Source organism: Mesobacillus maritimus, assembly GCF_019749255.1.
Taxonomy (GTDB): domain Bacteria; phylum Bacillota; class Bacilli; order Bacillales; family Cytobacillaceae; genus Mesobacillus_B; species Mesobacillus_B maritimus_A.
In genome coordinates this window covers 86,330-98,140 of the sequence record NZ_JACWFH010000026.1, presented here as the reverse complement: position 1 = coordinate 98,140, position 11,811 = coordinate 86,330, and the positions used below count along the sequence as shown (strand labels likewise).

At 39.0% G+C, this 11,811-nt stretch carries 9 protein-coding genes; all 9 read right to left on the bottom strand.

The genetic code is table 11. The features are described from left to right. Positions 1-97: 97 nt before the first annotated feature. Positions 98-1,489: a Na+/H+ antiporter NhaC gene (gene nhaC / locus H0185_RS18430; protein WP_221874955.1), complete on the bottom strand. Its 1,392-nt coding sequence runs from the start codon at positions 1,487-1,489 to the stop codon at positions 98-100. A 221-nt stretch (positions 1,490-1,710) separates the two neighbouring features. Further along, entirely contained in the window at positions 1,711-3,288 is a 1,578-nt protein-coding gene (locus H0185_RS18425) for a peptide chain release factor 3 (RefSeq protein ID WP_221874954.1), read from the bottom strand. A gap of 132 nt (positions 3,289-3,420) precedes the next feature. Continuing rightward, positions 3,421-4,617, bottom strand: coding sequence for an alanyl-tRNA editing protein (locus tag H0185_RS18420; protein ID WP_221874953.1), 1,197 nt, complete (start codon positions 4,615-4,617; stop codon positions 3,421-3,423). Positions 4,618-4,845: 228 nt separating this feature from the next. After that, positions 4,846-6,528, bottom strand: coding sequence for an alpha,alpha-phosphotrehalase (gene treC / locus H0185_RS18415; RefSeq protein WP_221874952.1), 1,683 nt, complete (start codon positions 6,526-6,528; stop codon positions 4,846-4,848). A gap of 224 nt (positions 6,529-6,752) precedes the next feature. Further along, the gene (locus tag H0185_RS18410) at positions 6,753-6,881 is read right to left on the bottom strand and encodes a YjcZ family sporulation protein (protein ID WP_221874951.1); all 129 of its coding nucleotides are present in this window, start codon (positions 6,879-6,881) and stop codon (positions 6,753-6,755) included. Positions 6,882-6,919: 38 nt separating this feature from the next. Then, positions 6,920-7,024 (bottom strand): YjcZ family sporulation protein, encoded by a 105-nt coding sequence (locus H0185_RS18405; RefSeq protein WP_221874950.1) that lies wholly within the window; start codon positions 7,022-7,024, stop codon positions 6,920-6,922. 143 nt (positions 7,025-7,167) lie between these two features. Further along, on the bottom strand, positions 7,168-7,902 hold the full coding sequence (locus H0185_RS18400; protein ID WP_246629275.1) for a protein-glutamine gamma-glutamyltransferase: 735 nt from the start codon (positions 7,900-7,902) through the stop codon (positions 7,168-7,170). Positions 7,903-8,060: 158 nt separating this feature from the next. After that, on the bottom strand, positions 8,061-10,676 hold the full coding sequence (cphA, locus tag H0185_RS18395) for a cyanophycin synthetase (protein ID WP_221874949.1): 2,616 nt from the start codon (positions 10,674-10,676) through the stop codon (positions 8,061-8,063). A 2-nt stretch (positions 10,677-10,678) separates the two neighbouring features. Continuing rightward, a complete protein-coding gene (locus H0185_RS18390) occupies positions 10,679-11,488 on the bottom strand; it encodes a cyanophycinase (RefSeq protein WP_221874948.1) in 810 nt (269 codons plus the stop codon). Positions 11,489-11,811 lie beyond the last annotated feature (323 nt).

The following is an 11,811-nucleotide window of genomic DNA, read 5'->3' as shown; positions in this document are numbered from 1 at the left end:
TTTTAATGTCCTTGACAAAGGGTACAGTTCATAATGGCAGCGAGTTTTTTTTAGGTAACATGTCAATACTTTCTTCGATCAAAATCCATTCAACTTATTAAGCTGGGTTTTTTTCAACCTTGGTGATTGAAATATTTAAGAACCCAGCCAAGATTGTAAGGACTGGAGAGGCTAGACAGAAAAACGAAAAGAATGCATACTCAGCGGTCGGGACGTTTAGCACTCCTGCTAAAAATACGCCGCACACACTCCACGGAACAAGTGGATTGATGACTGTGCCTGCATCCTCTAGTATTCTCGAAAGATTTTTAGGGTGGAGTCCTGCCTTTTGAAAATATGATTCGAAAGTATTCCCTGTTAAAATAATCGATAAGTATTGTTCACCAATTAAAAAGTTAATCCCAATTGCTGACGCAGCTGTCGAAAAAACCAATACAGATGTCTTTTCTACCCCTTTGATTAATAAGGAGATAACTGCAGGCAAGATTCCAAGCCTAAATAGCAGCCCCCCCATTGATAATGCAAGTAAAACAAGAGAAATGGAAAACAACATACTTTCAATACCACCCCTAGATAACAGTGAATCAACAACTGCTATCTTTGTATCTGGTTGAAAACCTGAGTACAAAATAGTGGGGAGCTCTGACCACTTCTCCTTATCAGTAGTCACTAAACTAATTATTAATGCCGAAAAAGCACTACTACCAAGGGTAAAAATTGCTGGTATCTTTTTCAAGGCCAAAACAACAAGAATTCCAAAGGGAATTAACGAATACCAGTGAACTAGGTTCATTTCAACCAGTTCTTGTTTAATCTGGTTGACCTCCCGATAATGCATTCCGGAGTCAGCCGGTGATAGAATAGAAAAGAAAGATAAAGCTATTAAAAATGCTGGAATGGTCGTCCAAGCCATATTTTTGATGTGTTCAAATAAATCTACTTTAGCCGTAGACGACGCAAGCGTTGTCGTATCAGATAATGGAGACATTTTATCTCCGAAAAAGGCACCTGATACAATTGCACCCGCAGTGATAGCCGAAGACATCTCAAACGCGCCTGAGATACTTATAAAGGCTGTCCCAATTGTTGCTGCAGTTGTGAGGGAACTACCAATACCTAAACCAATGGCCGCTGTGATGACAAACACAAGAGCATAAAACCATTTTCCGGAAATGGTTTCAAAAGCTAAAAAAATAAACGTAGGGATTGTCCCACTTGCCATCCAACTGCTTATTAACATTCCTATAAAAAAGAAAATTAAAACCGCCCCAGCACCAGACCTGGCTCCATCAACTAAGGCGGATTCAAGGTCCTTCAGTTTCACTCTTTTTAGTACACCGTAAACTAACAAGAACAGAATGGCGATACTAACAGGAATATGAGGTACCAATTCTAACTTAATGATGCTAGTACCAATTCCTACTAACATTAGGATTGTCACAACACATGCCTCAATCGGATGAATATTAACTAACTTTTGCTGTTGCATGTTGTATCCCCCTAGTTCCATTCTTTTTCACTTAAACGCTTTTATGCATAAAAGCGGTACAGTTAATACTATATTTATATATTATTAGAATGTCAATAGTTGTTGGGTTCCTATATTTTCTATCTTGTCAATCTAAAGACATATCCCCATGAAACCTTGAAGTTCCAAAAACCAAAAGAAGAGCTGTCATTTATATGACAGCTCTTCTTTTGCAAAAAATATTATTGGTTAATATCCATTGGATTGTATAGCTTTATTTCAGGATTCTTATCCTGGAACCAACGCAAGGCAAAATCATTTTCAAATAAGAATGCCTTTTTCTCATAGCGATCGTGGACGAGCAGACTACGAGAACTCGAAAGATTCTCGTTAATATCCTCATTTTCAATCCAACGAGCAATTTTAGAGCCTATTCTCTCCATATAAACTTCAACATTGTATTCATTGCGCATTCTATGTTCAAACACCTCGAACTGGAGTTGACCTACCGCACCGAGTAAGTACTCCTCCGTTTTGACCGTTTTAAACAACTGAATAGCACCTTCTTGTACTAACTGCTGTATGCCTTTATGGAAATGTTTTTGCTTCATCACATTTTTAGCCGTCACTCTTACAAAAAGTTCCGGTGTAAACTGTGGCAAGCGCTCATATTGGAATAAATCTTTTCCAGAAATCAGTGTATCTCCAATTTGATACGTACCTGGATCATATAAACCGATAATATCTCCAGCAACAGCTTCATCAACTGTACTCCGGTCATCAGCCATGAATTGCGTTGAAGAAGCAATTTTAATTGACTTTCCAGTACGAGGTAAGGTCACGTTCATTCCTCTATCAAACTTCCCAGAGCAAATTCGGAGGAAAGCAATTCGATCACGATGCGCAGGATTCATGTTTGCTTGAATCTTAAAGATAAATCCAGAAAACTCCTCAGACGTCGGGTCAATTTCTCCATTTGTACTGTTTCGTGGTTGCGGCATAGGAGCAAATTCTAAATACGACTCCAGGAAGGTCTGAACACCAAAATTGGTTAACGCACTCCCAAAGAAAACAGGAATCAATTCACCATCACGAACTCGTTCAGTTGAAAATTCATTTCCTGCCTCATCGAGGAGCATAATTTCCTCAAGCGTCTGATCGTACAGCGGAGATTCCTTTAAACGATGGTCTCCAGAAATTTCCCCTTCTGTATTTAATGGAATAAACTTCTCCTCTTTATCGACGCGAAATTGTTCTATTCTCTTGTGATGGCGATCGTAAATCCCAAGAAATTGTTTTCCCATTCCGATTGGCCAGTTCATTGGATATGTTTCAATTCCCAAGACTTCTTCTAACTCGGCAAGCAATTCTAAAGGTGCTTTCCCTTCGCGATCCAACTTATTAATGAAAGTAAAAATCGGGATACCTCTCATGCGACAGACCTTAAATAATTTTAGAGTCTGCTCCTCAATCCCCTTTGCAGAGTCAATAATCATAACGGCGCTATCTACGGCGGTTAATGTGCGATAGGTGTCTTCACTAAAGTCCTGGTGACCAGGAGTATCGAGGATGTTGACACGAAAACCATCATAATCAAATTGCATAACACTGGAGGTTACGGAGATACCACGCTGTTTCTCTATCTCCATCCAATCACTCGTTGCATATTTCCCCGTTTTCTTTCCTTTAACGGTTCCTGCATCGCGGATGGCTCCTCCAAATAGCAATAGTTGTTCTGTCAACGTCGTTTTTCCGGCGTCTGGGTGGGAAATGATTGCAAATGTTCTCCGCGATAAAACTTGTTCCTTTAAATTCTTCATGTTTAAAAATCCTTTCTAACAGCAAACATGTTCATTTATTCTAAATCGTACTCATTTAAAAGCTAAAAAATCTCCATAACTTTAATCATATAGTTTACGGGAAAAGTTTGCAATCTGGTTTTCTCTCCCAGTTTACGATTGGAGAACTTTTTTTTCCTTCAAAGTTGTGATCAGGTTTTCCCCAGATAATACTGCCGCTCCTCCACCTTGGGCAAAGCTTTCGCTCCCGCCACCTTTTCCATGAATATGGGATAGAATGTCTCCAATAAGTTGCTTCATATTGGTCTCGACCTTCTCTCCACGAGCACAAACAACCTGAAGTCTCTCACCATTCTCAGCGAGCAGAACGACAACTTTTTCTTCAGCAATTGCAACTACTGAGCGAGCTAATTTTTGAAGTTCTTGTACACTTCGATTTTGAAAGACCACTGTAACCATTTGTTCTGGGTGAACTTCGATTAATTCCTTCCCCTCATAATATAACAACCTATCGTTCGCTTCTTCGATAGCCTTTTCCAGGTTCTTATTCCCAGCTAACAAACGTTCTGCTACATGAACCAACTCCCCTTGAGGGGCATTAAGCAATCCTGATAATTGTTGTAATATTATATGCTTTTCGTGTAGGTGTGCTAGAACTCGCCCACCACAAATAAATTCTACACGAATTTTCTTTCGCTGTTTTTCCCAACCAAGGATTTTAATTGGACCTGTTTCCGCTGTTGTTCTTGGATGTGTGCCACCACAGCCGTTATAGTCAAATTCTGGAATAACCACAAGACGAATATTCTGTGTAACCGATACCTGTTTTCTTAGACGATATTTTTTCAATTCATCTGGATTAACCCATATTGTTTCAATCTTTCGACCTTCAGCAACGATTTGATTTGCCTTCTCTTCTGCAACCTTTGCCTCTTTCTCTGATAGCTCAGCAATATCTAGGTCAATCGTCAATGTTTCTTTTCCAAGATGGAAAGACACTGTACGGTATCCTAATAAATCTTCGAACGCAGCCGAAAGAATATGTTGGCCTGAATGTTGCTGCATATGATCATATCGCCGGTCCCAGTCTAGTTGACAATCAACCATTGTTAATTCAGTAGGCAAGGGTGTCTCTAGATAATGGAATATTTCTCCGTCTCTTTCTTCTACATCATAAACTTTAACCCCATCGATATAGCCGGTATCACAAGGCTGACCACCACCCGTTGGATAAAAAGCGGTCTCCTTTAAAATGGCATACCACTTCCCCGCTTCATCTTTCCCTTGTTCAATCACCTCTGTTGAGAAATTTGCTAGATACTGATCCTGATAATATAATTTTTCGTCCACTCAACTATTCCCTCCATTGCGAATTTCTGTTTTTTAGTATATCACTCTTCTCTACGCAAAAAAGACAGTGGAGGCTCCACTATCTTTTTACTTAGGCACTTTCTCAAATTTTGTTGCTTTTTAAAAGAAGAAACCATTATGCTGATTACATTCTAAAGCTATAACATTAATGGTCTGCCCCTTCCACTTCAAATCCAATCTACATATAAATCAGCATATTCCCTTAATCTAAGATAATAGATATACAATTGATTCATAAGGTTTTAATGATACTCTTCTAAAATCAATACTAGTTTCAGGGTAGTTCGATATAAGGACTTCTGCATTTAATCCACTGACATCTATATGTTCAGGTAACACAAATTCTGTATTCTTATCGTAAAAGTTAGAGATGACAAGGAGCTTCTCTTTTTCGCCATTGCGCAAGTAGGCAAATATCTCCGGATCCTCTTCATGTATAAGCTCATAATCGCCATAGGTGATAACCTCATATTTTTTTCGAAGCTCAATGAGTTTCTTATAATGATAAAAGACTGAGTTATGATCCTCAAGTGCCTTGTCCACATTAATTTCTGGATAATTTGCGGCTACATTGATCCACGGAGTTCCCTTTGTAAACCCTCCATGCTTGTCTTGGGTCCATTGAACAGGTGTACGGGAGTTATCACGAGACTTACTTTGCAATATCTTCAAGATCTCTTCCTCAGACATTCCCTCCGCTTTTTTCATCTTAAAAATATTTAACGATTCTACATCTCTGTAGTCCTCAATTTTATCGAAATAGGGATTCGTCATCCCGATTTCTTCACCTTGATAAATATAAGGAGTCCCTTGCATCATATGAATTGTCGTTGCCAGTGCTTTGGCTGATTCACGGTGATATTCCTTATCATTCCCATATCGTGAGACTATTCTTGGTTGATCATGATTGCACCAAAATAAGGCATTCCACCCTCCGCCCTTATTCATTTCTACTTGCCATAATGACAGAATTCGTTTTAACGCAAGGAAATCAAAATCAGCCACCGTCCATTTTTCACCATTAGGATAATCCACCTTTAAATGGTGAAAGTTAAAAGTCATGCTTAATTCTTTCCGTTCAGGATTTGAGTATTTAATGCAGTTTTCAATCGTTGTTGAGCTCATTTCTCCCACTGTCATTGGGTCATACTTTGAAAAAACTTCTTTATTCATTTCCTGAAGAAATTCATGCACTCTTGGCCCATCCGTATAGAATTTCCGACCGTCACCAGGAGGGACACTGCCATCATCATCTGGGTACTCTTGATCTTTCGAGATTAAATTAATCACATCTAAACGGAACCCATCTACTCCTTTTTTAAACCAAAAATGCATCATGTCGTAAACTTCCTTGCGCAATTGTTCGTTTTCCCAATTTAAGTCTGCTTGTGTTACATCAAATAAATGTAAATAATATTGACCAGTTTCCTCATTGTATTCCCAAGCAGACCCTCCAAACTTAGATTCCCAGTTTGTCGGAGCACTTCCAGCAGATTTTGGATCCTTCCATATGTAATATTCACGATATCGACTGTCTTTTGATCTTTTTGCATCTTGAAACCATTGATGCTCTGTTGAAGAATGATTGACAACAATATCCATTATAATTTTAATATCACGCTCATGAGCTTCCTTAAGGAGTCTATCAAAATCCTCCATCGTTCCATATTCCTGATAGATTTTGAAGTAATTGCTGATATCGTATCCATTATCTCTTTGCGGTGATTCATAAATTGGTGTTAACCATACTACATCAATCCCTAGTTCCTTTAAATAATCAAGTTTTGAAATAATACCTTGGAGATCCCCTACACCATTCCCGGTTGTATCATAGAAGCTTTTCGGATAAATTTGGTAAACAACCGATTTTTTCCACCATGGTTCACTCATTCTATTCCCTCCATTCCCAGTTTTCATTTCTATAAGCAGCCTATACCCTTTAAATAAAGTAATACAATTTCTACCTTTCCATAGGAAAACTTTTCATTTTTCAATTCTTCCCCTAAACATGGGCAAATATTACGAAAGCGTAGGAGATGCTATCGTGATGGAACATCTAAAAAGAAGTGTCCGGATACCCGAACACTTCTTTTGCACTTTATAGGTCAAAGTAATTATTTGTAGCAGGCACAACCAACGACGATTAGTAAAATGAACAAGACAACGATTAGCACAAATCCGCTACCGTATCCTGTACCATATCCACCGTAACCGCACCCACCGTAACCATATCCGTATGGCATACTCTAACCTCCTTTATTTTCTAGCCTTAATGGATTGATTAATATCCTCCGTACCCCCAAGATGCTCCAATAATAATCAATAGAATAAACAAGACAACGATCAAGGCGAAACCTGCTCCGTATCCACCATGTCCTTCTGACATTCATACCTACCTCCTTTTAAATTATCAATATATCCTATTCAAGCTAGGTATTTTGTGCAATGATTTGGCTGAAAAATTTCCGCCCATTCTTATCCCCATGAAAAAGAACTCGTAACAAAAAGGCTGAAATGCAATTTCAGCCTTTAATCCCTAGGTAGATTGGAGAATTGAAATAAATACCTAACATTCAATCTACTGTGCTGTTTGAGTACATACGCTGACCTTGTTGCCCCCTCTTTCCTTAGCGAGTTTAGGGCAGCAATCATCTCTGCCGCTGTCTTAATTCCAATGCCGTGAGCATAGTACTGATTTCCTCCAAGCACTACTGCATTTGCCCCTATCCATATTGGTTCTTTATAATCCGGATTTGAAAAATAGATCACATCACCAGGGACATATGCTTCGCCTCTCCTTGTGATGATCTGTAAGTCAGGGTCATAATTCCAATTCCAGACAAGTAGATTATTAAACAAGTAATTAAACGCAGAATGACGTATTGAATCAAGGACAGCTTTATAAAAAACAATAACCATGGCTGTGGAACACTCGAAGCCGTACAATTTCCCATTTATAAAAATATCCTGAATTGCTTCTGTTGGTAAGACATCCGGTCTAAGTAAATAGCCATTCCTCCCCTTCGACCAGTATGCTGGGTTAAAATTTGAATACTGAAACGAGGTAAAAACAGCACCACTATCATTTAGGTCGATGGCCGCTTTAATGATGTTTTCTCTAAGCCTTAGTTCAAAGCGAAGTTCTTCGGTTGTAAAATACTCAAATTGCTCATCGCTCTTTTCCATTTCCATATAGATATCCTTCTGGTACCCTTGTAAACTCTGTACCGAGATACTACCAGGAATTTGTATTGTAATCATCATGTCCTCCTTTGTAAGCTTCTGTACAAATAAAATTAGGAATAATACAGCCCTCATTTTTTATAAAGGGCTGAATAACTCATTATCTTATTGGTATGTGCCACAAAGGATATTAAGAAGAAAAACTCAACCCACACAGGATTGAGTTTTCCATATTTAGATTATTCAACTCTGGATTTTTGGATGCAATTCTCAATAAAATGTCTCACCTGAGAGAAGTTTTCATATAAAAGCAACAGCAGATCCCCTGACTTTGATAATTCCCATGCCCTCGTAAACGCTTCAACTTCTATAGGAACAACGTGAATATTCCCCTCTGGGAGCCGCTTTTTTGCCACCTTTTTTAATAAAGCTGGAACCTCTAATGGCTTTCTTCCTCTCAACTCTGCGTCCTCTTTAATTACCATAATATCTGTTTTCGCTGCGGTAATTTCTCCTAATAGAGCAATATCCGAATCAAGACGGTCACCTGGAGCGGAGAGAACAGTGATGACACGTCCAGTCTTTAGCATTTCAACTGCCTCAAAAACAGCCTTAAGCCCAGCACAATTATGTGCGTAATCAATGATAATCTGCCTTCCTTCAACGTCTAACTTATTAAATCTACCTTTTGAAAAGTGGAAATCAGGTGTAAACCTAATTGCCCTTTCTTTTAAAGTCTCAATATCTACCCCCTGAGAATGAGCAGCAGCTAGAGCCTGCAAAAGATTGGAGACATTATGCTTTGCCGAGCCACCAAAGGTTATCGGGATATCTTTTACTGGTAAAAATTGTTTAGTCGCTTTGTTTTGACAGTAGCTCACCCAACCAGTTGAATCGAGAAACCAGGTGGTTCCTCCATTTTTTATTATCTCTTGGATATAGGGATTGTTTTCATCAAGTGAGGTAAAGATGACTTCTCCTTTTGTATACGAAGCCATCTTAGCAACCTCTGCATCATCAGCATTTAATACACAATGTCCACCCTCTAGTACCACTTCAGGAATCAGCCTCTTTAATTTCACCAACTGGTCAAAGGTTTCAATCCCATCTAGGCCCAGATGATCTTCCGCCACATTTGTAACAACGCCAACATCACAATGGGTGAATGCCAAGCCTTCGCGGAGAATCCCACCTCTAGCGGTTTCAAGCACTGCTGTATCCACCCTTGGATTGTTTAATATCTTTCTTGCGCTTATAGGACCACTACAATCACCTTCATCAATGCAATCGTCCCCGATATAAACACCGTCTGAGTTGGTCATACCAACTGTTCGATTTTCAGTCTCAAGAAAATATTTAATCATTCTTGTAGTTGTTGTTTTGCCATTTGTTCCTGTAACTGAAATAACCGGAATCGTAGCCTCCTTTCGATTATTAAAAAGGTAGTCGACGATTGCCTTCCCGACATCCCGACTTTTTCCTTTACTAGGAAAGAGATGCATTCTAATTCCAGGTGCAGCGTTTACCTCAATAATCGCTGAGGTTTTTGAATCAAAGGGCTTGCCGATATCCTTGCTAATAAAATCAATCCCAGCTATATCTAAGCCAATTACCTTTGCCGCCGTTTCGGCAATTTCCTTAACCGTCGGATGCACTTCATCTGTAACATCAATGGCCTGTCCACCAGTGGATAGGTTCGCATTCCCCACTACCTGAACGATTTGCCCCTTTGCTGGAACAGAATTCAAGTGAAGACCAAATTTCTCCAGAAAGCATGTTACAGTAAAATTAAAGGGGATTTTCGTCATTGGTTTTTCATGCCCCTCTCCACGAAGAGGGTTTTTATTCTCTATCTCTATCAATCTGCGGATAGAATCATGGCCATTTCCAATCACAAAAGGAGGAAGCCTTAGGCTTGCAGCAACCAATTTTCCGTTGATAACAAGTAGCCGATAGTCATGGCCCTCATAGTATTTCTCCAATATGAACTCTTTCACATGCTGGTCCATGCAATTTACCACATTAAAAAGCTCATCCTTATCTCTTATATTTGTGATGACACCTTGCCCCTGTCTCCCGTTCAAAGGCTTAATCACAAGGGGAAACTGGAGATTTTCAGCCACCTTGAAGATATCTTCTAATGACCTTACTACTTCACCGGTAGGAACTGGGAGACCACAACTTTCTAAGAGATCTTTAGTTGCTTGTTTATCACAGGCCGTTTCTACCGCTATACAGGAGGTCTGACTCGTAATCGTGGCCTGAACGGACTTTTGCCTCGATCCAGTACCTATACGGAGCAAACTATTACAGTTCATCCTTTCAACCGGGATTTTCTCTTTGATTGCTGCATGATAAATGGCTTCCGTACTTGGACCAAGTTTATTCTCATAAAATAGAGTGGATATTTTCTTTATATATTCATTTACGCGAATGTTTGTCTTTCCTTCAGCAAGCCTCTCGCCAATTTCCAAGGCAGCTTGAAATGCGTATAACCCTGACTCTGGCTCTTTATACTCATAAGCAACAAAGTATATACCCTTTTGTTCACTCGTTATCGTTTTTCCATGTTTCACTTCAATTCCAGCCATTATTTGAAGTTCAATCGCAATATGCTCAAGGATATGCCCCATCCAAGTGCCTTCTTCAAGACGCTCAATGAATCCCCCTTCATATCCCAAAGAGCATGTGTGCTTTTTAAGTCCTGGTAGTAACTGTATTAATTCTTTAGAAAAACCTGGGATTTTGTTGGATGGTTGAAACTCGTATGCTTCTATATCAAGCTCTATCCACATCATTGGTTTATAACTAAAGTAATTAGGACCCTTCAAATATCTTACTCGGTTGATCTTCATTACTATGCCTCTTTCCTTTTCATGATTTTCCTGGAGGTTAGGTTAAAACAATACCCCTTTGTAAGGGCATGGAGCTTAAAGTCAGTAATTGTTAACTCTTCGCCACCATTTTCAGACCTTATAAAATCTACAAGGCTTCCGTTCTTTCCATCTATAACGAAAACTTGGTGCTCTCCAATTACTTCAAATTGGTCGCCTTTAACAAGAATCGCTGTATTCTCATCGATTCCAATTCCCACTAATTCGTTATTTTCTGCTATTGCACCAATCAACCTGCCAAAGCGAGCACGTTGTGAGAAATGTTGATCTATAAGAAGGTTTTTCTCAAAGCCGAAACCTTTACCCATCTCTATTAGAAGTCTTTCTTCGTCATTATTTTTCATTTCAGAGTATATAATCATATCCTCGCCCATTATGGAAGCCCCTGCACTCGTTCCACCAATTAACAATCCAGACTTCCACATGTCTGTAAGTTGAGCATGTAGCTTTGTATTTCGGATACAATCAGATAATCTTTTCTGATCCCCACCAGTAATAAAAAGGGCTGCAAGACCTGATACAGTGTTAAGAATGACTGGGTCATCTGCTTTTTCTCTTGAATCTACAGAGATAACCTCAACTTCACCTACACCAAGCTTTTTAAATACATCAACATATGCCGCACTAACTTCATCTGGAATGGATGAAGCCGTTGGTAATATTCCAATTGCTCCTTCCCTTTCCTTTGAAAGTTCAACGAAGGCGTTGAGAATATCTCCAGTTTTGCACTTTTCTTCCTTGCCTCCAATAATTAGCAATTTGCCTGAATCCATATTTAATCTTTCACCCTTCTTAAATTAAATATTTTTTAAAGGCCCTCCATCTTTCCAAATTTTGCTCCTATAACAGGTTACCCAAACTATGCTTGTTTTCATTCGTAATTTTATAGGTTACACCCTTTGAAGCGTTGTAAAAGTCATTTTGCGGCATTATTTCGTAACATTAAATCACGTTATGACATTGTCTTTTCATCATAATTATCGAAATCTATTGACACGAGATGTTGTGAAGTTATTCGCATAGAGATACTGACCTTTAATTTTTCTTGCTTATGGATATAAAATTAGCCTGAAAGAAGGAATACACATGAAAAAGA

Bases quoted from the DNA above. Each gene is read 5' to 3' on its own strand.
- H0185_RS18425 (WP_221874954.1), bottom strand. From the start codon at position 3,288: ATGAAGAATTTAAAGGAACAAGTTTTATCGCGGAGAACATTTGCAATC.
- cphA (WP_221874949.1), bottom strand. From the start codon at position 10,676: ATGAAGATCAACCGAGTAAGATATTTGAAGGGTCCTAATTACTTTAGT.
- H0185_RS18390 (WP_221874948.1), bottom strand. From the start codon at position 11,488: ATGGATTCAGGCAAATTGCTAATTATTGGAGGCAAGGAAGAAAAGTGC.
- H0185_RS18410 (WP_221874951.1), bottom strand. From the start codon at position 6,881: ATGCCATACGGATATGGTTACGGTGGGTGCGGTTACGGTGGATATGGT.
- treC (WP_221874952.1), bottom strand. From the start codon at position 6,528: ATGAGTGAACCATGGTGGAAAAAATCGGTTGTTTACCAAATTTATCCG.
- H0185_RS18400 (WP_246629275.1), bottom strand. From the start codon at position 7,902: ATGATGATTACAATACAAATTCCTGGTAGTATCTCGGTACAGAGTTTA.
- H0185_RS18405 (WP_221874950.1), bottom strand. From the start codon at position 7,024: ATGTCAGAAGGACATGGTGGATACGGAGCAGGTTTCGCCTTGATCGTT.
- nhaC (WP_221874955.1), bottom strand. From the start codon at position 1,489: ATGCAACAGCAAAAGTTAGTTAATATTCATCCGATTGAGGCATGTGTT.